Raw genomic sequence first — 26,371 nt, forward strand, 5'->3', positions numbered from 1 at the left:
CCATGCCCACAACCCTATGCCCACAACCTCTCGCCCGGAACTGACCATGTCCAATCCCATTCACAAAGTTTCCCTGCTGTTCGCCATGGAGGAAGAGGCCGCCCCTGTCATCGCCGCACTCGGCCTTGCCAGGGATTCGGCGCTACACGATGGTGACCTGCCGTTTGTCACCTATTCTGGCTCGGCGGGGGATCTGCAATTGTCGCTTACCGTGAGTGGCCAGGACCCGCGCTTCCAGGTGGAGAACATCGGCCCGGTCGCGGCCACCTTGATGAGCTACACCACCATAGACTGTTTCTCGCCCGACCTGGTGATCAGTGCCGGCACTGCCGGCGGCTTTGCCGCAAGAGGGGCAGAAATCGGCACTGTGTACCTGAGCGATGATCGCTTTGTATTCCATGATCGCGTGGTGCCCCTTCCAGGATTTGATCAATCTTCTATCGGGCACTACCCCGCGTTGAATGTGCGGCGCATGGCAGCCGACTTGGGCCTGCCCACCGGCATTGTGTCTTCTGGCAGCTCGCTACAGAAGCATCCGCGGGATATTGACGTGATTGAGACGTTTGGCGCCGTCGCCAAGGAAATGGAAGCCGCGGCTGTAGCCTGGGTGTGCATGTTGAAAGGCACCCCATTTGTGGCCATCAAATCGATTACCAACCTGCTGGACGGCCCCGGCACGTCGGAAGCACAGTTTGTCGAAAATCTCGCAACTGCCAGCCAGAGTTTACAGGAGCAGGTATTACGCGCGCTCGCCTATATTCAGGGGAAAAACATACTGGCCTTGTCCGACTAATCTCACCGGACTGACCTTGCCGGACTGACCTTACCGATAAATATCTTCCTTCCCGTACGAGAGTTCAAGCGCCTGCCGCTCAATTTTGCGCAGGCCTTTGACGACCAGGCCGTAAGACCGGTCCATCATCCGCTCGATTTCATGATCCGGCACACTGCCATCCAGCAGCACTGTGTTCCAGTGTTTCTTGTTCATGTGGTAACCGGGTAAAACCCCGGAAAATATATCCCGCAGGGCCTGGGCTTCATCGGGGTCACACTTCAGGTTGGTGCGAGCCAAACCATCCTGAGTTGCCAGGGTAGCGAACATTTTTCCCTTGATTTTGAACACCGCCACATCGGGACCGAAGGGGAAGTCCTCAACGGTTTCGGGACGAGTAAGCAAATAGCTGCGCGCGCTGGAATAGTTCATGGGGCTAAATGTTGATGAAACCAGTCTGCCACTGCCTGGATATAGGCCTGGCGATTTTTGTTGAAGCTATGGCCGTCGCCCTCGAACTCCACCAGGCGGTGTTTGAATCCCAGGGTTTCCAGGCGCTGATCCAGCTTGCGGGACTGCTCAACGGAAACCCGATCATCTGCGCTGCCGTGTATCAGCAGGATCGGGACCTCCCGGTTGAGAGATTCCGCCCAGTAGAGTACCGAGCGACGCTGCAGCGCTGCCACTTTATCGTCGTCGTACCCGGGTATTCTGTTGCGGAATACTGTTTCCATATCCGGGCGCTCTTCCAATCCTGCGGCCAGGTCCGCGACGCCCGCAGCCACGACCAGTGCCCTGGCGGGTACGCCGGTTCGCGCGGTCATGAAGGTCTGAATTCCACCGCGACTGTGTCCCCACATACCGACTCTTTCTACATCGGCGCCCTGAATATCGGGGATAAGGTCGAACAACTGGCGAACATCATGGATATCGCTGCCCCCAAACTCATCCCTCGCCGCTCTCACATCTGCTGCCCCCGCCTTGGCGAAGGTACCGCGATACTGGCTGCCGATGACGATAAACCCCTGATCCGCGAGCGGAAACAGGTTGCGCATCATGCTGGTAAAGGTAACGGCGCCAAAGTCGCCATTGCCGCCGCGGTTGTAGACCACAACCGGTAACCTGCCCTGAGTATTCGCAGGTCGGATCAGGTAGCCAAGAACATCGATACCATCGACGGAGTAAGTGAAATGTTCGCAGCGAATCCTTGTGCGGAAATATTCGTACGTCTTTTCCGGAAAAGTGCGCTGAAATCCTGCCAGTGCTTTTTCGGCTTTTTTCTCTGGTAAATTGCGCGCGGCAATTCTGCTTGCCATCAGTGACGTCCACTCGGCATAACTGGCGTAGTCGTCGCTCCAGCAGCTCTCCGCGTTCTTGATCAGCGGCGAGGGCCCGTTACCAGTTTCCTCGGCCCAATTCACGCCGGGTGTCATCAAGGCTGGCAGCATCGCCAGTAGCACCACGAAAAACTTTGTCGGACACATGGCTTTGCCCCACACGCAAAAGATTACCAGTTCAGTGACGACGGCAGACGCGGTGAAGACAGCAGTTTGGAAAAGCGTTGCCAGTGTGCGTCTTCTGAATCCTCGCCCTGCTCCACGTACTCTTTCACCAACTGCTTGCCCCAGTTGTAATTGATCACATAGGCACCGTAGGTATCCACAAAGCGCACTCGCTGCCGGGCCTTTTCGGGGCTCATCACGGCGTATTGCTGAAAGTGTTCTACGGCTTTTTCGCGGTCAATGTCGCCATTGATATACTGGCGGGCGACCACATTTTCGGCAAAACTGAGTTTGCCTTTCAGCGCCAGTACCTGGTCATACTTTTCTGCCTGCTGGGGATCCAGACCCGCCAGGGGATAGAGCACTTCTTTTTCAAACGCCAGCCGCTTTTCTCCCGGGAAGGCGAGATCAATACCGTAGTTTGCACTGCCCTCTGCGATCAGCGACTGCGGACTGAACAATGGGTAAACACTGTATTCCACCCACCCCTGGTCTTTCACCAGGGTTTGTTCCAGCAAAGCGTTGTAGGTGTGATGCCCCGGGTAACCTTCGTGGCAGCCGAGATCAATCGCGCGGTCAATATGGATGGGGAGCTCGGTGTTGATCTGGATCAGGCTCTGGGCATTACCCTGATACCAGTTGTAACCGCTCCAGGGTTTGTCCTGGACATACTCCAGCACGAAGTTTTCATTGGCGGGCAACTGCACATGGGCTTTGGTTCTTTCCCGGCAACCTTTGATGGCTGCGTCAAAAACCGCGGCCATTTTATCGGCGGGAATTTCGAATTGATCCTGAAAGGCTTTCACCCGCAGGTACAGTGGCTCCTCCCCTGGCAACAGCTGTTCCAACTCCGCCAGTACCGGCTCAAATTCACTGTACTCTTGTATCGGTGGTGCCGTGTCGTATAGCGCCAGTGCCTCGCGGTCAAAGTCGCGGAAGCTGGCATCAGCCAGGTGATGCGCATGGTAAACCACCGCCCGCAACTGGGTTTTGAGGTAGTGGGCACGCAGGGTTTCCAGGTCCGATGCCGGCTTTACCTGTTGCGGCAGGCGCGCCAGTAACTGTTCCGCGCGGCTGGCCAATTCTGCCGCCGTCGCAGGATCCTGCACCGCTGCATCTTTCCACTCGGCGGGCCCATAGTAGGCATCCACGTAACTTCTGTCGTGATTGCCCAGGGTCAGCACAAGTCGCACATAGTCTTGCGCCAGCTGATCCATATCCAGGCTATGCAGGCCCTCCGCGGGCGCAGCTTGCTGGCCATTCGCCGTGGGCTGCGCCGATGCCGTCGATTCACGCTTTTCCGCCGGGGACTGCCGGTTGTCGCAGGCGGTAAGGGCGAGGAGAGAGAACAGCAACATGAGCAGCAACAGAGGTAGCGTTTGACGAGAAAATGATTGAATCACGGTAAGCCTTATCCTGAGATTGAGTTGTCTGTTTGTGTAGCGAGTCTAGCGCCTGAAAGCCCAGGGCTCAGGGCACCAGTGCAATTTCCGGAGGCAGCTTCGACAGTTCCTGCTTGATCCACTGCAAAAACAGCTGCACCTTGCGTGTCCGGTGCATATCCCGGTGCGTAATCAGCCACAGGTCTATCCGCCAGGACTCCGGTGGCGGCAGCATCTGGAGCAACCCTGGATTGCTGGCGGCGCCCCAGCAATGCAAAGGCGCCAGCCCCACACCTTGCAAAGCCGCATCTGCAAAGGGCCCGAACTCATTGCAGCGGAACACTACCTGTTCGTCGGGCACACTACGCGCTATCCAATCGATAAATGGCACAAAGGCCATTTCTTCGATGGCACTGGCAAACCGGTGCCCCTCAATGTTTTCGAGGCTTTCCAGCGGTCCACATTCCCGCACATAGTCTTTCGACGCGTAGAGACTATGCTGCAGGCTGGCGCCCAACTGCACCACATAATCTGGTGCCGTGGGGCGGGCGCCAGGGCGAATGCCTATATGCGCCTCACCGTGCTCCAAGCGCAGGTGGCGCCGATCAGCCACTATCTGCAGACGCACCTGTGGATAGCGCTGCTGAAATCCGCGCACGATTGGCATCAGCTGCGGAATAAGGTTATTGACCGTGGTAATGATGAGAGTTCCGCGGAGTTCCTCGTCCACCCCCTGTACCCGACCGACCAATTGATCCAGCTGATCCTGCATGTTTTCCGCGGCACTCATCAGCATGCGGCCGGCTTCCGTGGGAATGTAACCGCGGGCATGACGGTGGAAAAGGCGGGTTTTCAGCGCCTTTTCCAGAGTGTCGATGCGCCTGAGTACCGTGGTGTGCGATACCTCCAGCTCCAACGCCGCTCCCGACAGGGTACCCGCCCGGGCCACCGCCAGCGCATAGTGCAGGTTGTTCCAGTCTTTAACCGCCACGCCAATTCCTCGGATGGTGCCTGATTTCCGTTCCGTGGTCGCTATTCGGGCTCCCCACTGATCTCAGGCAGGCTAGACGAATAACACCTTCTGTGCAAATACGCACAGTAGCATTGCGCACAGTGCATTTATGTTCTTCCGCGAATCGGCCAGAATCCCTGCCATTGAAGTAATCCCCGGCGTCCAGCCCTTTAGCAGGCGGGCCCGGAACCAGATAAAGAGGGTTCCCCATGAGCACTGCAACCACCGACGTAACCAACGACCAACGCAAACCGCGTCTGCTGGCGCTTGCCGGTAGCCTGCGCAAAGACTCCTACAACCGCCAACTGGCTGCCAGTGCCGCACAGCTGGCCCGTGATGCGGGTGCGGAAGTGGTTGAAGTCAATTTGCGTGACTATCCCCTACCCCTGTTTGACGAGGACCTGGAAGCGGCCGGTATCCCGGACAATGCACGGGCATTAAAAGACCTGTTTGCGACGGCCGATGGCCTGCTGATCGCAAGCCCGGAATACAATGGCTCGGTAACGGCCGTACTGAAAAACATGATCGACTGGGTTTCCCGCCCGGACGGGCAGTTTGCGCGCGCAGAGCTCTTCGCCGGCCGCCGCGCGGCGCTGTTCGCCACCTCACCCGGCGGCCTTGGCGGCATGCGTGGCCTCAATCACCTGCGGGACATACTGCAGCCACTGGGTACCTGGATAAGCCCTACCATGCTGGCAGTGCCCAGCTCGATGAACATCTTTGATGAGCACGGGAAACTGGTCGACGAGATGGCGACCGCGCAATTACGCGACCTGGTGCAGCAGACGATTGCAGCGATTCCGACAACAACAATTCAGGCATAAACGGACCACGGAGGAAGCGCTAGCGAAGAGGGGCGGCGGATCTTCAGCCCTGTTCCTCGTAGCGCTTCCAGTACCGCTGCATTTTCAAAAAGAGGAAGGACGCCGTCCAGGTAATCAACACCAATCCAGTCAGCGCCTCCAGGCCCGCAGTGAAACGCAGCTCGCCATGAGGCTCTACATCACCAAAACCCAGCGATGTATAGGTAGTGAAGGAGAAGTACACACAATCGATCAGCGTGCCGTTGAAGTTGCCGGTGAGCGTGCCAAAAAATGGCGAGTTGTACATAAAGTAGTAACCCACCGCGAACATCCAGATCTCCAGCACATGTCCCACCAGTGCACCGAAAACACCAATCAGCACACCAAAATTGCGGCGCAGCTTGAGTTTGTGGCCGAGAAAAAACAGGCTGTTGAGCACCTCGTGATGGATCACGACGGCAAACGACACCAGAGCGGCATTAATCAGGAAGGCAAGCAGCATATCAGCGACGCTTTTGAAAGAATTCCTTGACCAGAGTACCCGCTTGCTCCTGCAGAACGCCACCTTCAACCTGTACCCGGTGGTTGAAAAATGTTTTCTCGGGCAACTGCAGCTGGCTCGCCACTACCCCCGCACGGGGTTCGGCCGCGCCGTAAACCAGGCGCGCAATACGCGCGTGAATCAGGGTTCCGAAACACATGGTGCAGGGCTCAATGGTGACATACAGTGTGGCACCGGGCAGGCGGTAATTTTCCTGATGACTGGCTGCTGCGCGCAGGGCAACGACCTCTGCGTGGGCACTGGGGTCGGACGCCGTAATCGGCTGATTGAAACCCTCACCAATGATCTCCCCGTCCAACACCACCACAGCACCTACCGGCACTTCTCCCAGCGCAGCGGCCTGCGACGCCAGCTCCAGTGCCCTTTGCATGTACATAAAATCCCGTGGTGTGGCCAAGGTTAACCTTCCTGCTCGATTGAAGTTACTGCTTTGATCCCGTGTTCCGCTTGGCACACATTATTCACTGGGTTTACGCAAGCGGCGCAACAGAAAATCGGCTTCCAGTATCAGTCGATCCAGCTGTTCCAAAGACTCGCGTGCCTCACTGCGCCCTTTCCAGGCAAACGGCGTCATTGAAAGAAAATCCTTGATCAGCGGCTGCCCGGCGATTTTCAGCGGAAAGCCGCAGCGCAATTCCACATCCGGATCCAGGCCTGCCAGCGGCGCCGGCGCCTCGTGCAGCTGGGGGCTTTCATACAGTCGGCTTTTAAGGCTCCAGAGGTGCTCTGGACCAGGAGAGACATCCAGCAACACGCCACCCGGTTTCAGTACGCGCACCAGCTCTTCGACAGGGCCTGGTGCGAAGACGCGCAAAATGGCATCGACACTGCCATCGGCCACTGGCAGGTGGTAACTGCTGGCCACGGCAAAATGTGCAGCTTTCTGCTTTTTTGATGCCAGACGCACGCCAGCCTTGGCAATATCGATCCCGCAGATCTGCTGTTGACGCCAACCATAGGCTTGAAGAGCGCGACTGTAATAGCCTTCACCACAGCCCACATCCAACAATACCGCGTGACTATTTCCCAGGTTCGCCAGCAGGGCACCAATGGCTTCCGCCAGTGGCTGGTAATGTCCCGCCTCCAGAAAGTTGCGGCGAGCATTGAGCATTTCCGCGGAATCACCCGGCTCACGGCTGCGCTTCTGCTGCACCGGCAGCAGGTTTACGTAGCCTTCTTTTGCACAGTCAAAACTGTGGCCACTGGCACAACGCCAGCTTCTGTTGTGCAATTCAAGGGACTGTTTGCAATGGGGGCATTGCCAGATCATGCGTTTTCGCTGATTTCCTGTTGTCTGTGAGCCGCCGTTTTTTTCAAAATCATTTCTGCGGCTTTTTCGGCGATGGCAATAACCGGCGCATTGGTATTGCCACTGATGAGGGTCGGCATTATGGAGGCATCCACCACCCTCAGTCCATCAACACCACGCACGCGCAACTCGTGATCGACAACCGCGTTTTCATCTGCGCCCATTTTGCAGGTACCCACGGGGTGATAGATCGACTCGGCCTGCTGACGAATAAAATTGGCGATAGCATCCCGCTGTGTCAAACATTCGCCGGGGTTCCACCAGCGCTTGTGCAGTGTTTGCAACTCTGACTGCGCAATGATTTCCCGGGCCATTTCGAAGGCTTCCACCATCACCTGAAGATCGTCCGCTGCCTCCAGGTAATTAGGCTGAATCAGCGGCGCTGCGCTGGGGTCGCGAGAGGCAAGTCGAATATGCCCCCGACTCAGGGGCCTGAGCGCACAAGCGTGCAGGGAATATCCATTACCCGGCCTTTTATCCTGCCCGTGACTGAACAGCGGCGCCGCACTCAGATGAAACTGAATATCCGGATGCTCCCCGGCCTTACTCGAGCTGGCAAATCCTCCGGCCTCGGCAATATTGTTGGTGAGCATACCCCGGTTGAGCAACAGGTACTCCGGCAGGTGCATGGCGGTTTTCAATTTGGGCCAGAACCCGTTATTGAAACCGACACAGCCATTGGTCTCCACCACCTGGGTAATATCCAGATGATCCTGCAGGTTCTGCCCGACCCCGGGCAGGTGGCACTGGGGAAGGATACCCAGCTTTTTCAGTTCATCCTCGGGCCCAATCCCGGAAAGCATCAACAGTTGCGGGGATTGAATCGCTCCCGCGCACAAAATCACTTCTTTATTGGCCACGATACGGCGACCGTTCAACAGGGTTACCGCGCACACTCTGTCGCCCTTGAATTCCAGGCCCGCCACCTGGCAGCGGGTATAGATACTCAGGTTAGGGCGGTTTTTTACCGGGTACAGGTAAGCGGTGGCGGACGAGCATCGGCGACCGCGCTTCTGGGTCACCTGATAGAAACCCACGCCGTTTTGCTGGTAGCCGTTAAAGTCATTGTTCAGGCGGTGGCCTGCGTCCTGGGCCGCGCGCACAAAGGCCCGCCCCGCCGTCGATTTCCACTTGAGATCAGAAATCGCCAGCGGGCCATAGCCGCTGTGATAAGCATCACTGCCACGCTGATTTCCCTCCGCCAACAGGAAATAGGGCAGCATGTCTGACCAACCCCAACCGGGATTGCCGGCCTGCTCCCAGGCGTCGTAATCCCCCGGGTTGCCCCGGGTATAGATCATGGCATTGATGGCGCTACTACCACCCAGCACACGGCCCCGCGGCCAGAACAGGCGGCGATTGCACAGCTGGGCTTGCGGTTCGGTGTAGTGATGCAGGTTGAAGCGTTTGCCCGGAACCAGATAACCGATACCCGCAGGCATCTGAATCAGGAGGTTGTGATCAGATGGGCCGGATTCCAAAAGGCAAACCCGGTTTTGCTCGTCTTCACTCAGACGGTTAGCGAGTACACACCCCGCAGAACCCCCGCCGACGATCACATAGTCGAATACCATGCTTCTAGCCATGCGCTTCACTTCTTTAATTTATGTGTTAGTGATTGACCCAGCTATTGTAGACCCGCATGGCGCGGCGATTCCGCTGAAGTGATGGGAACGGCGGAGAGGAAAGCGGTAAATGAGAAATAATGCAGTCGGTAAGGATGGGAAAGAAGAGGGATTTGGCGGGGAAAAACAAATAAGGGGCGGCGTAACCGCCCCTTCGTCCATCAGCCGATTATCTGGCGCCCAATACTCCGGCCGGCGCGATTTCCACTGCGCGACCGGCGCGCTGGCCATCGGCGCTGCGAGCTCGCAGTGACACAACGGATTCCGGCGCGACGTCGTCGGTGAAGGGTGCCCACTGCGCACCATCAAAATACTCCAGCTGCAGCCCAGGGTAAGGCAGCGCGGTCTGGATACCTTCACTTTGCGCTACCGCACCTGGCACCGGTACCCGGTAGCCAATGCCAGCGCGATCCAGTTTCAACAACTCTTTGTTGCCCAGGGCAGCGGAGAAGTCCAACCAATCGCGAGCCAGCGCGTGCTGGTCGACGAAGGTGGTTTCCCCGGAGAATGTCTGCCCCGCCTTGAGCGGCAGCTCCCAGGAGGCCTGATGCCAGGCGCGCTCCGCCAATGCCAGCAGGCGCGGGAACACCTGATACTCCACCGCTTCATCAGTGCGCACCACCTCACTCCACAGCTGTCCCTGGATACCGCGCACACTGCCGGCGAACTCTGCCTCCGGTGAGGTAGCGGTCCAGCTTTTGCCATCGCGGTTCGGGTAAACCTCAGCCAACTGCGCGGTATTCAACGGCGCGTAGCTGAAGGTCTTGCGGGTATCGGTGTAGCGGGACGCCCAGTAATAGCCACGCTCTTTCGGATCCACTTCCTGCGGCATATCGAAGTAGAGGTAGTCCGAGTGGGACTGCACCAGGTCAAACCCGGTTTCCGCGAAATGCGCACTCTCGTCACCACCACCCCAGAAAAGTGGCGCCCAGGAGTTCACATAGTTGTGCTCGGTGGCCAGCTCTTCCTCGGCGCTTTCAATTTTCTTCACCCCATCGTTCCAGGCCGCCATGGTGGGAATACCGGCATCGGCCACCATCTGGCTCACGCGCTTGGCGTAGAGTTCACCCAGTTCATCAATGGATTTCACCTCGCCATCGGCAATCAGCTTCTGGCACTGGGGTGAATTGGTCCACGGCTTGTTGCGTTTGTCCGCAACCACATCCCCTTTCTCCGGATTCTGGCCGGGGCCCACCTCGAACGAATCCGAAGCGAGAATGTTCACCGCCTCGTCACCGCCAAAGTGCCAGCTTTTCAGCGGGTGGCCGGCGGTATCGTGCATGGCTTTTACTTCGCGGATCAGCTTGCCAACAAAGTGGTAGGTCGAATCTACACAGGGGTTGATATAGCTGTCGTCGTAGAACTGTACCGACAGATACTGGGTATCGTCCTGCGGATCGATCAGGCGGTAAGCCTCCGCGGCAGCCGGATCAGAATCCTTCAGCTTGCGATAGCGCGCTTCCATGGCCACCACCGCAGAGCGGGCGTGGGCGGGCATATCGAATTCCGGCACCACTTCAATGTGTCGCGCGGCGGCGTAGCGCAAGATTTCCACATAGTCGTCGACGCTGAAGTAACCACTACCGAAATTATCCGCCTTGGGGCCAGAACCCAATTGCGGCAACAGACAGCGATTTTCTTCCAGATCAAAGCAGCGCTGGCTGCCGATATCGGTCAGTTCCGGCAGCCCGGGGATTTCCAGGCGCCAGCCCTCGTCGTCCGAGAGATGGAAATGGAACCGGTTGAGTTTGTAGGCCGCCATCTGATCCAGCAGCTTCAGCACCACGTCCTTGCTGTGGAAGTTGCGGCCCACGTCGAGGAAAAACCCGCGGTGGGGGAAACGTGGCGCATCTTCCACCAACGCCTGGGGCAGGCTGTTGCTGCGGAGGTCCACCAGGGCCAGCAGGGACTGTACGCCATAGAAGGCACCGCTGGCTTCTGCCGCAGTAACTTGGGCACCCTCCGGTCCTACCTCAAGGCGGTAGGCGCCTGCAGGTTTGTCGTTAAACGCGTCGGGCACCACCGCCAGCTGCAACGGATAGGCCGCGTCGCCCTGCGGCAGCAACTCGAGCTGCGCCAGGCGCTGGTTCAGAGCTTCGATCGTGTTCTCATCCACCCCCTCTGCCACCAGCGATATGCCGTGTTCGAGGTGCACTGCAGCCCCTTCCGGGAGTGCAACCGACGCCGGCTTGGGAATAATCCGGCCACGCCACGCTTCCGAGTCACCCACTGTGGAGGTTTTGGCAAGCATTTCCGCATCGGCGGTAAACTGCTGGTAACGGCTGGCAGCGGTAGCCAGCGTGTTGCCGTCATCCGCAGCCCGTTTCCAGTTATCCGGACTGTTCTTATTGATCGGCAGCACTATGTCTTTCAGGTCGTCAGTATCCGTCGAGGCGATAACCTGGGCCTCGCCGTCGGCGCCAACCACAAACAGGCGCGGCTGGAAGTCCGACTCGAATTGCACCCAGCTCTCAGCCAGCAAATCCAGCTCCAGAGTCTCCCCGGCGGCAATACCATCAAACTTCTCGGTGGGAACCAGCCGGTGCAGGTCGCCATTGACCCGTTCCAGGGTGAAAGCATCACTGTTCAACAGTGCCAGCGAACGGCGCACCGAGTGGAAATAGAGTGTCCAGTCCCGCTCCCCGGCAGCCACCGCCGGGCCTTTGTTGATCAGGCTGATGCGATAGGTAAAACAGGCTGCAGCGCTGCCACCCACCTTCTTACACTCGGCACGCAGTGCCTCATCGGCCCCCTGGAAGTTGGTAAGAACTTCCTGAGTGACATCGAAATTGGCCGCAATGCGCGCAGCCACCGAAGCGTCGATGGAGGAAGTCTTGTTTGGGGACTCGGAATCAGCGCAGGAGGCAATGAAAGCCGACAGTGCCAGGCTGGCAAAGAAGGGAAGCCGTTTCATGGATCTTCTCTATTAATGGATGCTTTATGAATGTTTTGGTTTCTTATGCTTTCACCCCCGTATCCAGCGACGGGGAGATCACCACCATAGCGAAAAAGACAACGCTGTCAATAATACAGCCCGTAGAGTCACCCTATACCCGGAATTTCCCTGCAGGCCTCCAAGGACCCCGACCGCGAATCGCGACCAAAACTTAAGCCGTAGTCACAATAAATTTCCTCCGCGCACAGGCTGGCGGCCCACTTCCCCGATCTGGATTACAGGTCAATAGACTAAGTTTTTATAAGAAATTTGATTAACTAAGGGTTTTGATCTTAAAAAACATTGGCGGAAACCTCTCCGCAGGCCCCGGAAAATGGGCAAAACTCTAAACACCCAGCAATGGCGGGCCCCGCACAGATATGACTGACAAATCGCCCGCATTCGCAACCCGGATTGGATAAATGGCACGATTTGTGAGATATAACGCTTTAAGCGCGGTGAGCCATAATAAATTCAGTGGTTGTTCAGTAACCACATGAGCCAAGTAAAAATGCCCCGGGGTGGAAAAATGGAAGTTTGTAGTCTTCGGTTCCGTTTCAGTAACTGCCTGACTGGTAAGCTTCCGGTCGTGTTTGGCATATTGCTGCTCCCCCTCTCCTCCCTGGTATGCGCCGACGATCTTTTCATCCCGGATTCCACCAGTGCCCTCAACCTCCAGGCCGACAACGCGTTTTTCATCGATAGCGCCTTCGGCATGGACAACCAGGCCCTGTACGACTCAGCAGAAAACCTGCGCAATAACTCGATGGGAATGATCCAGCGCCGGCTGAACCACCAGTGGCTGGAGCTGCACACCAGACCCGAAAGCTCAGAGAATGTGACCGGCGGTCGCGCGGTGAATGAAATCCTGAAAATGGGATTCAAAACCTACATGGCGCAACACAAGCGCAGCAAACAGCACCCCCTGCTGCGTTACACCAACAGCCAGGGGAGCTTTAGCAGCGCCCTGGACTACGATGTCCGCCTGTCGGATGACAAGTTCAAGATCTCCTTCGAATACGAATTCTGAGCCCCTGGGCGCGCGGTAATCTCTTTTCGCCGTACTTTTCGCAGCAGTCTGCAAACCTCTGCAAATCTCTGCAAACCATAGTCGCGCAGCCCCCTCCCCAGATTTGCTAGAATCTCCGCCATTTTCAACGGCGGAGATTCCCGTGTCCGACACAGTTAACACCCCCAAGCAGTTCGATCATCTCCCCTACGCCGGCGTCTTGCCACGGCTACTGTCTCTCATCTATGACGCGCTGATCATTGCCGGGCTCTGGATGGTGTATGGCTTTCTCGCCATGTTGCTGGTCTCTACCTTTGGCGGCCTGCAATGCCAACCCGAGCATATCGACTACACCCCCTGTGTTGGCGGCCCCCTGTATCAGCTGGGGCTTCTTCTGGTGACCGCTGGCTATTTTTTCTGGTCCTGGCGGGTTGCCGGGCAGACCATTGGTATGCGCGCCTGGCGACTGATGGTGGCAAACCGTAACGGTGTGCAATTGAGCTGGTACCAGTGCTTTATACGCGCCCTGGTGGGCCCGGTGTCATTGGCTTGCCTGGGGCTGGGATTCTTTTGGGGGTATTTGCGCGCCGACCGCGCCAGCTGGCACGATCTCGCTTCAGACTCGGAAGTAAGGCAGCTGCCGAAGAAAAAGAAAGCTAAAAAGCTCTGAAGGCGACCATTAAAGGGATGTTTGAAGCGGGCGGCGCTTAACGCGCCCGCTTCAACAGCAGCCAGCCAAGCAGGAAGCTGGCAAGGATAGGCACGATTACCGCGACAAAGGGCGGGAAACCGAACACCATGGAAGACGGCCCGAGCATATCCTGCATCGTCTGGAATACGATCCCCACGATCACTCCAGTAAACACCCGCAATCCGGTCGTCACCTCGCGCAGGGGGCCGAAAATAAACGACAGCGCCATCATCACCAGACCGGCAATGGTCAACGGCTGCAATACCTTCTTCCAGAACGCCAGCCAGTAACGTGCCGAATCTTCGCCCTTGCGGTCGAGGAAGCGGCCATAAGACCAAAGGTTGCGCGGCGACAGGTCGGACGGCACCGGTACCACCAGAGAAAACAGGTCCGGCGACATATCGGAGTTCCACTGTGAGCGCTCGGCTTGGCTGCTAGTCGCCCGCTCCGGGGTTAACCGGGTCTGGCGGCTGTTCTGTAACTCCCACCGACCGTCACTGAAGTGCGCGCGTTCGGAGAACTCCACCTGCTGTAGCTGGCGGTTCTCATCAAATCGATACCGGGTTATCCCAAACAGAGTACCGCCGGGCAGTGCGGCATTGAAGTGCACAAACTCTCCGTCCTCAAAAAACCAGAGCCCCTGCTCCAACCCTGAGTTTTCCAGCTCGCCCTGCGCAATTGCCTTGCGGCTTTCAGCGGTCTGGTTTGTCACCGGTATCACCAGCTCCGCCAACAGCATTCCCGCAACAATCAGCGCTAACACCGGCTTCATCACCGCCCAGGCAATGCGCGCAATGGAGATACCGGAGGCTCGCATCACCGTCAGCTCACTGGTACCCGCCAGGGTTCCCAGTCCGACCATGCAACCCACCAGCGCCGAAAAGCCCAGCTGGTTGTACACCCGATCGGGCAAGGTCCACATCACATATTCGAGCAAATTGGAGAGCTTGTAGTCGCCCCCCAAATCGCCGAGCTCATCGACAACAGCGAAGATGATATCCAGCCCCAGGATCACCAGTAGCACGGCGAGGATTGCCAGAGTGACGGTGCGCGCGATATACCGATCAAGCAGCGACATCGGTAGCACCTCCATTTCCACTACCATTTCCACGACCGGAAGTCGGCGTCTTAGTCCTCTTGCGCGGCTTTTTATCGCGGCCACCCAGCAAAAGCAGCCCCAGAATCAGGAACGGCGGGTGCACCAGCCAAATAGCCCAGGCCTGTTCGATTTTGCCGTCTTCAATGGCGCCGCGCACCCCTTGCAATGCCACCAGGTAAACGATGTAAAGCAGTACTGCGGGAATCATCTTGGCGTAGCGCCCCTGGCGAGGATTGGTGCGGCTGAGAGGAACCGCCAGAATCGCAACGACGAGGACCAGTACTGGCAGAGAAAGGCGCCAGTGCAGGTTCACCCGTTCGCGCGGGTCTTCACTCCGCCACAGTTCCGCGGTGGACATGGACTGCAGCTGCTCACTGGCCTTGGTGCGCAGGCGTGGAACGTCAAGCAGCACCTCGTAGCTGGAAAAGGCCATCTGCCGGTAGTCACTCTGTCCGGGAACACCTTCGTAGCGATAACCGTCGCGCAATACAAGGTAACGCAGGCCCGTTTCCGGGTCGATCTGCTGTACCCCTTCCCGGGCTACGGTAACAATCTGGTGGTCGGTCTCCGTCTCGCCACGGGAATTTCCCAGCTCCGCCAGAAACACATTGTGCATCATGGACTTGTCGTCGCTCAGCCCGTCGGCGTAATACACCGCCCGGTCGCCCTTGGTGGACACAAATTTCTTCGGCACCAGGTGATCGAACTCGTTACGGGTCTTGTCTGCGGTCAGCAGGTGGGAAGTGCGCTCGATACCGGTGGGGGTCAGGTACAGGCTCATCGCCGCTACAAACGCGGCGACCAGCAACGCCGGTATCAGGGTATAGCGCAACAGCTGACGCTCACTGAAACCACAGGCGTGCAACACCGTCATTTCACTTTCGATGTACAGGCGCCCGTAGGCCAGCAAAACACCGACAAAAAAACCAAGGGGAATCACCAGCTCGAGGAACCCCGGCAAGCGGTAACCCATCAGCGCAAACAGGATGCCCGCCGAGAGGTCGCCCGCCGCTGCCTCGGCAAGATACTTCACAAAGCGGCCGCTCATCACCATTAGCAACAGCACAGCACTGACAGCCAGGGTTGCTCCCAGCAGTTCGCGGCAGAGGTAGCGGAAAATAATCACAGAACGGCCAGCTTCCCAGATTGCTATAGGTAGAAATGGCGGATGAAAATCGAGATCCCGAATATTGCCATCGGGCGGTGTCAGGATAAGACACCCAATCAAGCAATCCGATCCTTCTCGGGTTAAACTTGTGCGGCGCATTATCACCAAAAAGCCCGGCGATGTCTCGGCCTGTAATCCTTCAGGCCAATTTGATCGCCCCGTTTTGCCTGCACTGGGAATTGTCTACCCTGAGTATTGCCCATTTTAGTACTCGGATATTCAATACTCCCCCTCCCCAAACGCAGTTTTGCTCAAGGGTCCGGGGTCGGGAAGCCGAAACGGCAGAACCACAACGGCAGCACCAAAGCACTACCGAAGCGACACAGCCCAGTGTCGACTGCGGTGAACAATCAGCCGCCGGGGCTTACTCGCTATAAGAGCATCGCTAAAAGAACATCAAGGAACCATTACATGCAGTTTACCGCCAAGGTCACCGACATCAGCAAACAGCGCACTGCCTGCGCCATCATCGCCGTCGACAACAAAAACCGCTTTACCGACAGCGGCAATGCCCTCGACAAGGCGAGCAACGGCAGCCTGGCCAAATTGCTCAAGCGCGGCGACCTCGGCAGCGCGGCGGGCAGCACCCTGATGGTGCCGCTTCTGGAAGGCGGCGCCGAGCGCGCCCTGCTGGTGCGCTCTGGCAAAACCCCGATCAGCAAGGCGGAGTTCCGCAAACTCGCCGATGCCAGCGCCAAAGCCGTAACCGCCCAGAAAGAAGCCACCAGCTACCTTGCCGAAGTTTCCGTCAGCGATGCCGACGCCAACTGGCAGGCCAACCAACTGGCACTGGCCGCCGGTCTCGCCGCCTACAAATTCACCCGATGCCTCAGTGAAGCCAAGCCCTACCCGCTGGCGAAATTCACTGTGCATGCCAGCGACAAGAAGCAGCTGAAAGAAGTGCAGAAGGGCGTCGATATCGGCAGCGCCCAGGGCCTCGGCAGCAACGTTGCCCGTGAACTCGGCAACCTCCCTGGCAATATCTGTACCCCGAGCTATCTGGTGGCAGAAGCCAAGGCGCTGGCGAAAAAACATACCAAGCTGACCACTACCGTGCTCGACAACAAAAAAATGGAATCTCTCGGCATGGGCGCCTTTATGAGCGTCGCCAAGGGCAGTGATGAGCCGGCGGCAATGATCGCCATGAACTACAAGGGCGGCAAAGCGGGCCAGAAGCCCATCGTCCTCGTGGGCAAGGGCATTACCTTCGATACCGGCGGCATCAGCCTCAAGCCCGGTATGCAGATGGATGAAATGAAATTCGACATGTGTGGCGCCGCCAGTGTATTCGGAGTGATGAATGCCCTGGTGGAGATGAACGCACCGGTAAACGTTGTCGGCGTAGTTGCCGCAGCGGAAAACATGCCCAGCGGCCGCGCCAGTAAGCCAGGCGACATCGTCACCTCCATGTCTGGCAAGACCATCGAGATCCTGAATACCGACGCCGAAGGCCGCCTGGTGCTCTGCGATGCCCTCACCTGGGCCGGCAAGTTCAAGCCCAGCGTGGTCATCGACATCGCCACCCTCACCGGCGCCTGCGTAATCGCCCTCGGCCACCACGCCACTGGCCTTTACGCCAACCAGGACAAGCTGGCGGAAGAACTGATCAGTGCTGGCGAAACCACCGGCGACCGCGCCTGGCGCATGCCGCTGTGGGATGAGTACCAGCCGATGCTGAACTCCAACTTCGCCGACCTACAGAATATCGGCGGCCGCGAAGCCGGCTCCGTCACCGCCGCCTGCTTCCTGGCGCGCTTCGCCGAAGACTACAACTGGGCGCACCTGGATATCGCTGGCAGTGCGTGGAAGTCCGGCGCCGCCAAAGGTGCAACCGGACGCCCGGTACCGCTGCTGCTGCAATACATTCTGAACAAAAAATAACCACTTCATCTACGAAGTAGATTACCCGATGCGAAGCCCCTGCAGTCGGTGGCCGTTCGCAGGACCTTCCGCGAGAGGGACCTCGCGGAAGAGCCCCCATGGATGGGTTCACGGCGTGTCCGGCGAACGGCCACCGGCTGTAGGGGCGCCACCGGACTAGATTCAAAGCACCGAACCGGGACCGTGGCGGCGAAGCTGCCGGGGGCGGTTTGCGAGACACGCCGTAAACCCATCCATGGGGGCTCGGCTGCGGCCGTCCTGGCCGCAGACGGTCTCGCAAACCGCCCCCGGCAACTCCGCCTTCGCAGAAAATATGTCACCTCGAAACCACAAACTAATGAACTGATGACCCGAATAGACTTCTACGTCCTCCCTTCAGAAAACCCGGAAGAAATCGACAACTTCGCCTGCCGCCTTGCCGAGAAAGCCTTCCGCAACGGCCTGCGGGTACTGATTGCCGTGGATACGCCCGAACAGGCACAAAAATTCGACGATCTGCTGTGGGACTTCCGGGAAGACAGCTTCCTGCCCCACGCTCCGCAAAACGCCGACCAGCAGGCCGCCATCGAAATCAACAGCGGCGAAGACCCCGGCCAACACCACGGCCTGCTCATCAACCTCTGTGCCGACATACCCACCTGGTTCAGCCAGTTCGACCGCCTCGCGGAAATCGTCTGCCAGCACCCGGACTCCCTCGCCCGCTCCAGAACGCGATACAGTCACTTTCGCGACAGGGGATATCCGTTACAATCGCACAAGATAAATTAACATAGAAAAATCAACAAGTTAGGAGATATCGAAGACCCAAATGTAGACACATTTGTAGACCCGGGACACTACGATATTGGGCAGAGCCTCCCGACAAGAGCAGCTTATGCGCGAGCAACTGGCAACGCCCCAAAATCCGAAGTAAAAGCTTGTGAGAGAAATGCCCGCTGCATCTCCCAATCTGACGACAAACGAGCACTGCCGAGAACAGCCTTCCCCCTACCAAACCGCTCATTGATCGAAGCAAGGCACTCAGACAGTACTCCGTCGTCCCCGCGACGAGAGCTCGAGAACAGGTCATTCTGCACTTCCGAATCAACCTCCAGTGACGACAACATAATCGATGCCCGCCGATACTCGTAGCTATCATCGAACATATCTCCAAGACATCCTCGAGCAGCTGCCGTAAGTACTGGAGGAGAATTCGTCGCCGGTCGCAACTCAGTGTGTGTAGATATCTCCCGCCACTCTCCTCCCGGCTTTCGTCTCTGAATGCACACAACCAACCTCCCCGCCACGCCCTGCTGAGCTCTGAGTTTTTCACTGGCGAGTAAGACATGGTTAGCCACAGCGGCCATCAAAGCATCGAAGTCATGTAGCAACTTGCCAAATGTACGACCAGATACGATCTCGTTCTTGGCTTGGTCCATCGGCGCAAGCTCTATGCAAGATATCCCCTGCAATTCCCTTACAGTTCGCTCAAGAGTTACACCGAATGCCTTTCGCATGGTCGGCAGATGCGCCTTAGAAAGCTCCCAAGCAGTCCTGATGCCCATCGCCCCGAGTCGCTTAGACAATCGCCGACCAACACCCCAGACTTCACCGACTGGCAACTGCATCAAAAGTTGTTGTCGATGATACTCACTACCGATCTGTAACACTCCTCCAGGCACACCCAGCGTCTTCGCAAAATGATTCGCGGCCTTCGCCAACGTTCTCGTAGGGGCGACGCCGGCACAGCATGGCATTGAGGTCCACTGGCGCACGGCAGCTACCAGCCGCTGGCTATGCGATGCCAGCCGCTCACCAAAGCCGTGGAAGTGTAGGAAGCTCTCATCAATACTGTACTGCTCGACGTCAGGGCAGAACTGCTCCAGCGACGAAACGAATCGGCAGGACATGTCATGGTAAAGGGTGTAGTTACTGCTTCGAGCAACCACTCCTCGCTCACGGAACAACTGCCTCACCTCGAACACAGGGACACCCATCTTCACGCCCATTGCTTTAACGTCAGCGCACCGAGCGATCACACAGCCATCGTTGTTGGAATAGACGGCGACAGGCTTGTGTCGGAGGCTTGGGTCGAAGGCTCTCTCGGAGGACACATAGAAGTTATTTACATCGACAAGAGCGATCTGATCGGCCTGTAAGTCCCAGCGCTTCATCAAGCCCCTCTGCGTCGAGTGAGACTGGCGATCACTACTCCATCCAGATCGTACTGTGGAGCTCTCTCCAGAATGATATCGGGATATGCAGCATTCCCAGCCACCAGTCGGCCAGGTTTTGTTCGGTACTGCTTAACCAGGAAGCCGTCGGCACAACCTGCGATGACGATATCACCATCGTGGAGCTCGCAGCTGCGGTCCACCACCAGCAGACTTCCATGGTGTAACCCATGATCAGTCATAGAGCAGCCTTCAGCTTTAACGAGATAAGTCGCAAAAGGACGACGGATTAACCAGTCGTGCACAGATTTAGGCTTGGGGCCGGGGTCAGGCCGACGACGATACAGACGGATAGTAGCGGCAACCACGACGCCCATACCGGGCTCAGAGGCTTCCTCACAAGGCCAATCCAGCAATTCATCCATGTCCGCAATCCAGAGCTGGTCTCCAGCTACGGGTCGCATGGCCAAGTCCAACATGAGGTATGTACGTCCATCACTGCCCCAAGGGGCCAACTGGCAAGCTGAACGTGTCGGCCAGAGCCAGTCATCCAAGACCAAGGGCTTAGCTGAATAGGCAGCTGCTGGCGAGGGAAAGCCAGCTGAGACGGCGATAAGCAGGAAAGGTACGGGAGGCGAAACCACTGTATTCATGTACAGCATTCTGGGCAAGCTAAGAGCTCGGGTCAAGACTCTGATTCAGGCAAAACTGACCGTTTTTTGGCACAATATCCAACAGCAGAATAAACCGACAACGGAACGTATATGCGCTCTATCCTTGCCGCCTCGCTCTTCCTCATCCCAGCCTTAGCCTTCCCTCATGGCGGGGGCCTTAATGCCGAAGGGTGTCATAACGACCGCAAGCGCGGTGAGTACCATTGCCACCGCCCCACAAACGCCCTCACCCCTTCAGTGGAGACTGTCTCACTCAAGAGTGATCGAAACTCCATCACTACATTCTCCCAAGCGAAGCGTGTCCTCTCATCGACGGTATATCGGGAACAAGCTGAGCAAATCGCCTTCTATTCTGGGTGCACCTACCACCGCCAGGGAAAGAAGCTTGTGCCCGACTGGGCTACTTGCGGATATCAACCTCGCAAGAACGCTAACAGGGGAAGCCGTATTGAGTGGGAGCACGTGGTTCCTGCTTGGGTCATCGGTCATCAGAGACAGTGCTGGCAAACCGGTGGGAGGAAGAACTGCAGCCGGAATGACGAGATATTCCGCATGGCCGAGGCCGACATGCACAATCTCGTACCGGCGATAGGAGAACTTAATGGTGATCGGTCAAACTACCGCTTCACGGAGCTGGGAGATGATTTCGGGCAGTACGGGAACGTCGAGTTCAGAGTGGACTTCAAGCAGCGTGCGGTGCAACCGCCGGCAAATCGAAAAGGTGATATCGCAAGAACTTACCTCTACATGGCCGAAACCTATGGACTATCACTGTCCCAAAGCCAAGTGCGACTGTTCAACGCTTGGAATAGACAAGACCCAGTTGATACTTGGGAGTGCGAAAAGGACCGGCGCATATCTGGAATACAGGGGAACTCGAACCGATTCGTATCTACCAACTGCGGAAGCAATAGATCAGGTTAGCAATTCAACAGGGTTCAAGCCGTCCATCGGGATATTGCCAGTAGTATCGCCCAGTACTCATATCCCACATCAGCCGTCGCTCTGACTCCAACTTTTTCGTATACCTTGCCCGAGCACGGGCACTCGCTTCAGCAGCCAGTTGCCGCTGCGCTGTCTTGTTGCTGATCGACTGCTTCAGGCTCTGGCGCTCGGTATCGACAAGCTCCTCAAAGTGCCCACTGATAGCCTGCGCTCCAACGGCCTCAAGACGCGGGCCAAGCCACCGCACAAACGACAGTGATAGTGGCCCGTAAGGCTGCGTCTCGCCGCTGTACGCATCCTTGTTGTGTCTGGGCAGGGGCTTCAACCCCAGCAGACGCTTCACGAAGAAGATGTGCGTGAAGTCCTCTCCGTGAAAGCTCCCTGGATTTGATGCACACGCCCAGCTCAGTCCAACCAACCTAATAGCAAGGTCTGGGGCAGTTACAGAGCCTTTGACAAGGTGCTGCAGATGGAATGCCCACAGTTCCTGCGGTTTGTATTCGCGCTTGTGGCGGTGCTCGCTGAATGTGTACCTGCCAGCTCCGTGCATCTCGTGGGTAAACCACTCGATGAGCTTGGAGATGTCGTTACGCCTCGCCCAACGCTGCCCCGCAAGGAAGGACAAACGGATATTGGCGTCGGACTTGAGGCTCGGCTGCTTTCGTGTGGGATGGCCGTGGCGCTTGTTATGCGTGTTGTGACGCTGGCAGTACCGACTCCGCTGGACGCCCTTGGGATCGACCAGAACGGCCTGCTGACAGCCTGGTGCTTCACACTGCTTCATCGGTTCTTGTTCTGACCCTCCAGTTCACTGACGAGCTGACGCGTGTACTCGTGGTCGAAGCCGCCTATGCGAGCCTCGTAACCGAAAGCATCGTGATAGCAACGCCTCATCAACTCGCCCAAGGCTGACCCATGCTCCGTAGACGTGATGTAGCTGTCATGTACCGGCAAGACCGGAATACCCTGCTCAAGGGCACCGTCAAGAATACTGCGCGTCAGTTCGCTGTCTGCGTATTGCAGCTCTGCCCACTTCGCCCGGAACATGATGTCTGCGACATCGCGATGACGATCTTGATACGCGGCAAGCATCTCCTCCGCTTCATCGGTCTCGATCTCGTACTTGCGTCGGAGGTTGTTCAGTGCCTCGCCACGGCTTTTACAACTCATCGCGAGCTGTCCGATATGTTTCCACACCGCACGAGGCCGACCGGGTAGGTCATAGCAATCCTCGGGGCTGTCCAAGCTCTTCAGGTGATACAGGATGCGAGCTTGGTGGCTCTTGAAATCCAGCTCAATGGTGGACTTACCGTCGATCTCAAGCGTCTCCCGCTCGATCTTGCGGAGGTTCTGTGCTGGGCAGTAATACCGTCCCCCAGCCGTAAACGAGCCGTTGAAGATACGTCTGCACTCCAGATCAACCGCTCCGAGGTTCGTCCAATCGTTCTCGTAAACTGAGATGTTGGCGTTCAGTGCCGCCAGCGCCTCATCGTCATAGTTGCTCGCTTTGCGGTGCTCATCAGAATCGTCCAGATCAATGGCGCGATACCGCCAGCTGCACTTCACCCTCGCAGCATTTGTACGTGCCAGCTGAGCCCGGATATCACGGGTAGTGTCCGTGTCCTCGTAGTCTACTTCGACCTTGTCCTCGCTTTTCAGGACGACGAGTTCCCTGCCCTCGCTCAAGAAGGAAACGCATGCACCGGGAGTAACATCCCTGACCAGCCGCCTACCGCTATCCGTTGGCAACCAGAGGGTCGTCAAGCCTTCGGGGAACCGGTCAGTCTTAAACCCCTTGTGCCGGACCAGATATCCCCTGTCAGCCAGCTCTTTCAGTATCTTGGCGAACAACGGAGGCTTAAAGGGTGCCTGTGCATAACGCTTCGGGGCAGCCGTGGACGTGGTGGTAGTTTTTTGAAGAAAGCCGACATTCTCGTACGAGCGACAGCAAGCAATAGCGAACAAAGCACAGCGCACAGCTGGCGGATGCGTTGCTTTCTGCCGCCGTATCAAATCCGGATAGAGGGAATGGATAAAATCGTCGACCTGCTGTCCCTGCAGCCCCACGTCAAGACGCGGATGAAAGGTGTACAGCCGCTCGGGCTCGTCTGACGGCAAATCTCCAGCAGCACTGGTAAGCCTTCGATCCAACTCAATGGACCACTTCTCATTGAACTCGTAACGTGGCGGGGCCGAAGGAAGACTCATCAATCACATACTCACTGTTAAATCATTTCTATATCCCGCCGCTCGCCTCCCGCCTCTTTGAGCAGTCTCTCAGTTGGCTCTGGTAGGCTGTATGCCCGCCTGTAGCTGTTGTCTGGTGATGTTAACTACTGATGATAACTACATAGGTAACTCGCTCCAGATATCAGTCAGTTACCTCTGCCTGAACAGCAGCAGCGAGTATCTTGTGGACTGCACCCTTACTACACCCCACTTGGTCAGCGATTTTCCCCATGCTAAACCCCTGCTCCCGAAGCTCGATGACTCGGCCAGCATCAATAGTAGGTTTGCGTCCGAACTGCACCCCACTCTCTTTGGCTTTGGCGATCCCCTCCATCTGTCGCTCGTATCGAAGGGCCAGTTCAAACTCGGCAACGGCGGCGATCATATGAAACATCATCTTCCCTGCGGCAGTGGTGGTGTCGATGCCCTGATCAAGGATGACCAGACCAACCCCATCGGCCTCCAGCTGCTTCGCGATGTTCGCCAGGTCGGCCACTGAACGGCCCAAACGGTCGAGCTTGGTCGCTACTACCACATCACCCTCCCGCACATACCGAAGCATCTCCTTCAGCTGAGAGCGTTCTGCAGTGGCACCCGATGCTTTCTCTTGATAGATGCGATCGCAGTCTTTGAGAGCGTCGAGTTGAACATCCAGCTTCTGTCCAACTGTCGATACCCGAGCGTAGCCGATTCGCTGTCCAGTCATTGTTATTATCTCCGTATACCAACGTCTAAAGGTTTGATGAACACAATCATAATGAACGGTAATTGAACGGGTCAAGAGTAGCATTCAAAAATGTACAGTATGGTGAACGAGCATGATCGCCAGGGCAGTCGCCCATCGTCGAAGCAAAAGCCTCAGGCATGGGAAAACTTCGGTAAGTTGTTAACGGCGACAGGGGGGGGCCACGGGGGGAAACAGGGAGACCGAACCGATCGAGTGCCCACAGAAATTTTCTTGCTGAAATCATCCGCTTATACTGCGCGGCTGGCTCCACTCAACATCAAGCAATCTCACAGGCAGCCAAAGCAAATAAATCACATTAAAATATTTGATATGCACACTAAAATATGTGACCATAAGTTCAACATCGATACCATCAACCTATGACGTACAAAGAATTCACGCGTCAGCTTGGCAAAGCGGGGCTGTCAGTCACCGAGTTCAGCGAGCTCGTAGGTATGAATCGGAACTCAATCTCGAATTACGCCCAACGTCCTGACGTGCCCTCTCACTTGGCGATCATCGCAACCTTGATGGGGGAGATGGCCGAGAAAGAAATTGACTTCAGAGGCGTGATCGAAGGTATCGATGTGAAGCCAAAGAAAGCCCGAGGGAGCACCCCATCAGGAGCGCAGCCATGCAACGGGAAAGACAATTGATAAGACCTGTGGAACACATATTGGGTAGTGGACAATGAGCAGTATCGAGCTTTTCGCGGGAGCGGGCGGACTGGCAATGGGGATGGCCAATGCAGGTTTTCAGCATTCGGCAGTAGTGGAGTGGGACAAGGACGCCTGTCAAACCATCAGAGAGAACCGTCATCACTATGATTCGCACGGCGAGGACTTCGTCCTGTTCGACGGCGACGCTCGAGACTTCGATTTGACTCCGTTTGTAGACGACGTGGAGATCATCTCAGGGGGACCGCCATGTCAGCCGTTCTCTCTCGGAGGTAAACACAAGGGAAACCTTGATGAGCGCGACATGTTCCCTGTCGCCGTTAGGGCTGTGAACCGTGCCATGCCCAAGGCATTCATCTTTGAAAATGTGAAGGGGTTGCTACGCCAGAGCTTCGCAAGCTACTTCGAGTACATTTACTTGCAGCTGAGCTACCCTGACAAGCCGAAGCGAGCAAAGGAATCTTGGGAAGACCATTTGGGACGACTGGAGGCCCTGCACAGTTCAGGAAAACAGCGCCCAACGTACAACGTATGTTTCCGGCTTCTTAACGCTGCGGACTACGGCATACCACAAAAGCGTGAACGGGTGTTCATCGTAGGGTTTCGTTCCGACCTGAAGGTAGAGTGGTCATTTCCTGAACCCACCCATTCCGAGTACGGTCTCCTGCACTCTAAGTGGATAACGGGGGAATACTGGAAAAGACACAAGATTCCGAAGTCGAAGCGCCCCCAGGCACCACCAAATATTGAGGCTCGACTGCAGAGATTGGAGGCAGCGAAAAAACATGCTCCTGGTAGGCAACCATGGGTGACTGTTCGCGATGCGATCAGCGACTTGCCGAACCCAGAAAAAAGTAGCCCCGGTCTATTCGAGATACCGAATCATGTATTCAACCCAGGGGCAAGATCGTACAAGGGGCATACGGGCAGTCCTTATGACGAGCCCTCGAAGACCCTCAAGGCTGGCGCACATGGTGTCCCAGGCGGAGAGAACATGCTCGTGAAGGACGACGGTTCCGTTCGTTATTTCACGGTTAGAGAGGCGGCGAGAATACAGACCTTTCCCGACAATTACGTCTTTCACGGCGCATGGAGTGAGACAATGCGACAGTTGGGGAACGCCGTACCAGTAAAACTTGCTCAGGTAGTTGCCCAGTCTGTAGCCGCTGTTTTGCGCTAAGCGTTTATCGTGGCATAGTTATCCTCTTGTTCAATT

24 protein-coding genes are annotated in these 26,371 nt (G+C 56.9%); 8 read left to right on the forward strand and 16 right to left on the reverse strand.

Annotation, left to right across the window (positions count from 1 at the left end):
* Positions 1–46: 46 nt before the first annotated feature.
* Complete coding sequence (locus M0G74_RS13000) at positions 47–793, forward strand: hypothetical protein (protein WP_248217717.1); 747 nt, start codon at positions 47–49, stop codon at positions 791–793.
* A 30-nt stretch (positions 794–823) separates the two neighbouring features.
* Here M0G74_RS13000 and M0G74_RS13005 read toward each other — a convergent pair whose 3' ends face one another.
* From M0G74_RS13005 to M0G74_RS13020, 4 genes are all read right to left on the reverse strand, one after another.
* On the reverse strand, positions 824–1,204 hold the full coding sequence (locus M0G74_RS13005) for an MmcQ/YjbR family DNA-binding protein (RefSeq protein WP_248217719.1): 381 nt from the start codon (positions 1,202–1,204) through the stop codon (positions 824–826).
* Positions 1,201–2,256: a prolyl oligopeptidase family serine peptidase gene (locus M0G74_RS13010; RefSeq protein WP_248217725.1), complete on the reverse strand. Its 1,056-nt coding sequence runs from the start codon at positions 2,254–2,256 to the stop codon at positions 1,201–1,203. The genes M0G74_RS13005 and M0G74_RS13010 overlap by 4 nt, the downstream gene beginning before the upstream one ends.
* Positions 2,257–2,279: 23 nt before the next feature.
* Complete coding sequence (locus tag M0G74_RS13015; protein ID WP_248217727.1) at positions 2,280–3,677, reverse strand: hypothetical protein; 1,398 nt, start codon at positions 3,675–3,677, stop codon at positions 2,280–2,282.
* A 67-nt stretch (positions 3,678–3,744) separates the two neighbouring features.
* Positions 3,745–4,647 (reverse strand): LysR family transcriptional regulator, encoded by a 903-nt coding sequence (locus tag M0G74_RS13020; protein WP_248217728.1) that lies wholly within the window; start codon positions 4,645–4,647, stop codon positions 3,745–3,747.
* A gap of 230 nt (positions 4,648–4,877) precedes the next feature.
* On the opposite strand from M0G74_RS13020, the gene M0G74_RS13025 reads away from it, so the two are divergent.
* On the forward strand, positions 4,878–5,492 hold the full coding sequence (locus tag M0G74_RS13025) for an NADPH-dependent FMN reductase (RefSeq protein WP_248217735.1): 615 nt from the start codon (positions 4,878–4,880) through the stop codon (positions 5,490–5,492).
* A 43-nt stretch (positions 5,493–5,535) separates the two neighbouring features.
* Here the strand turns inward: M0G74_RS13025 and M0G74_RS13030 are convergent, their stop codons facing one another.
* From M0G74_RS13030 to M0G74_RS13050, 5 genes are all read right to left on the reverse strand, one after another.
* A complete protein-coding gene (locus M0G74_RS13030) occupies positions 5,536–5,973 on the reverse strand; it encodes a potassium channel family protein (protein WP_248217738.1) in 438 nt (145 codons plus the stop codon).
* 1 nt (position 5,974) lies between these two features.
* Positions 5,975–6,409: a tRNA adenosine(34) deaminase TadA gene (gene tadA, locus M0G74_RS13035; protein ID WP_248217747.1), complete on the reverse strand. Its 435-nt coding sequence runs from the start codon at positions 6,407–6,409 to the stop codon at positions 5,975–5,977.
* Between the two features lie 81 nt (positions 6,410–6,490).
* Positions 6,491–7,303 carry a 23S rRNA (guanine(745)-N(1))-methyltransferase gene (rlmA, locus tag M0G74_RS13040; RefSeq protein ID WP_348983714.1) on the reverse strand — a complete coding sequence of 271 codons (813 nt, stop codon included), beginning with the start codon at positions 7,301–7,303 and terminating at the stop codon, positions 6,491–6,493.
* Complete coding sequence (locus M0G74_RS13045) at positions 7,300–8,928, reverse strand: GMC family oxidoreductase N-terminal domain-containing protein (RefSeq protein ID WP_248217756.1); 1,629 nt, start codon at positions 8,926–8,928, stop codon at positions 7,300–7,302. Before M0G74_RS13045 ends, rlmA begins: the two co-directional genes overlap by 4 nt.
* Positions 8,929–9,136: 208 nt before the next feature.
* The gene (locus M0G74_RS13050) at positions 9,137–11,881 is read right to left on the reverse strand and encodes a family 20 glycosylhydrolase (protein ID WP_248217764.1); all 2,745 of its coding nucleotides are present in this window, start codon (positions 11,879–11,881) and stop codon (positions 9,137–9,139) included.
* Between the two features lie 517 nt (positions 11,882–12,398).
* On the opposite strand from M0G74_RS13050, the gene M0G74_RS13055 reads away from it, so the two are divergent.
* Together M0G74_RS13055 and M0G74_RS13060 are read left to right on the forward strand one after the other, a co-directional pair.
* A complete protein-coding gene (locus M0G74_RS13055) occupies positions 12,399–12,932 on the forward strand; it encodes a hypothetical protein (RefSeq protein WP_236250414.1) in 534 nt (177 codons plus the stop codon).
* Positions 12,933–13,074: 142 nt separating this feature from the next.
* Complete coding sequence (locus M0G74_RS13060; protein ID WP_248217772.1) at positions 13,075–13,581, forward strand: RDD family protein; 507 nt, start codon at positions 13,075–13,077, stop codon at positions 13,579–13,581.
* A gap of 37 nt (positions 13,582–13,618) precedes the next feature.
* Here the strand turns inward: M0G74_RS13060 and lptG are convergent, their stop codons facing one another.
* Positions 13,619–14,680, reverse strand: coding sequence for an LPS export ABC transporter permease LptG (lptG, locus tag M0G74_RS13065; RefSeq protein ID WP_248217774.1), 1,062 nt, complete (start codon positions 14,678–14,680; stop codon positions 13,619–13,621).
* Positions 14,667–15,827 (reverse strand): LPS export ABC transporter permease LptF, encoded by a 1,161-nt coding sequence (gene lptF / locus M0G74_RS13070; protein ID WP_248217776.1) that lies wholly within the window; start codon positions 15,825–15,827, stop codon positions 14,667–14,669. Before lptF ends, lptG begins: the two co-directional genes overlap by 14 nt.
* Before the next feature lie 453 nt (positions 15,828–16,280).
* Between lptF and M0G74_RS13075 the strand changes: the two genes are divergently transcribed.
* Both M0G74_RS13075 and M0G74_RS13080 read left to right on the forward strand, forming a co-directional pair.
* Positions 16,281–17,750: a leucyl aminopeptidase gene (locus M0G74_RS13075; RefSeq protein WP_248217785.1), complete on the forward strand. Its 1,470-nt coding sequence runs from the start codon at positions 16,281–16,283 to the stop codon at positions 17,748–17,750.
* Positions 17,751–18,095: 345 nt separating this feature from the next.
* Positions 18,096–18,518 (forward strand): DNA polymerase III subunit chi, encoded by a 423-nt coding sequence (locus M0G74_RS13080; protein WP_248217790.1) that lies wholly within the window; start codon positions 18,096–18,098, stop codon positions 18,516–18,518.
* Between the two features lie 104 nt (positions 18,519–18,622).
* Here the strand turns inward: M0G74_RS13080 and M0G74_RS13085 are convergent, their stop codons facing one another.
* The 5 genes from M0G74_RS13085 to M0G74_RS13105 all read right to left on the reverse strand — a co-directional run bounded on the left by M0G74_RS13085 (position 18,623) and on the right by M0G74_RS13105 (position 24,457).
* Positions 18,623–19,903, reverse strand: coding sequence for a Y-family DNA polymerase (locus tag M0G74_RS13085; protein WP_248217792.1), 1,281 nt, complete (start codon positions 19,901–19,903; stop codon positions 18,623–18,625).
* Positions 19,903–20,328, reverse strand: a complete 426-nt coding sequence (locus tag M0G74_RS13090) for a S24 family peptidase (protein ID WP_248217793.1) — start codon at positions 20,326–20,328, stop codon at positions 19,903–19,905. The genes M0G74_RS13085 and M0G74_RS13090 overlap by 1 nt, the downstream gene beginning before the upstream one ends.
* A 1,177-nt stretch (positions 20,329–21,505) precedes the next feature.
* Positions 21,506–22,306: a hypothetical protein gene (locus M0G74_RS13095; RefSeq protein WP_248217795.1), complete on the reverse strand. Its 801-nt coding sequence runs from the start codon at positions 22,304–22,306 to the stop codon at positions 21,506–21,508.
* Positions 22,303–23,730, reverse strand: a complete 1,428-nt coding sequence (locus M0G74_RS13100; RefSeq protein WP_248217797.1) for a hypothetical protein — start codon at positions 23,728–23,730, stop codon at positions 22,303–22,305. Before M0G74_RS13100 ends, M0G74_RS13095 begins: the two co-directional genes overlap by 4 nt.
* Before the next feature lie 163 nt (positions 23,731–23,893).
* Complete coding sequence (locus tag M0G74_RS13105; protein WP_248217799.1) at positions 23,894–24,457, reverse strand: recombinase family protein; 564 nt, start codon at positions 24,455–24,457, stop codon at positions 23,894–23,896.
* Between the two features lie 401 nt (positions 24,458–24,858).
* On the opposite strand from M0G74_RS13105, the gene M0G74_RS13110 reads away from it, so the two are divergent.
* Both M0G74_RS13110 and M0G74_RS13115 read left to right on the forward strand, forming a co-directional pair.
* Positions 24,859–25,134 (forward strand): XRE family transcriptional regulator, encoded by a 276-nt coding sequence (locus tag M0G74_RS13110; protein ID WP_248217801.1) that lies wholly within the window; start codon positions 24,859–24,861, stop codon positions 25,132–25,134.
* Between the two features lie 34 nt (positions 25,135–25,168).
* Positions 25,169–26,335: a DNA cytosine methyltransferase gene (locus M0G74_RS13115; protein WP_248217803.1), complete on the forward strand. Its 1,167-nt coding sequence runs from the start codon at positions 25,169–25,171 to the stop codon at positions 26,333–26,335.
* The last annotated feature ends 36 nt before the right edge of the window (positions 26,336–26,371 follow it).

This window comes from Microbulbifer sp. CAU 1566, from assembly GCF_023156515.1.
In the GTDB taxonomy this organism is placed as follows: domain Bacteria; phylum Pseudomonadota; class Gammaproteobacteria; order Pseudomonadales; family Cellvibrionaceae; genus Microbulbifer.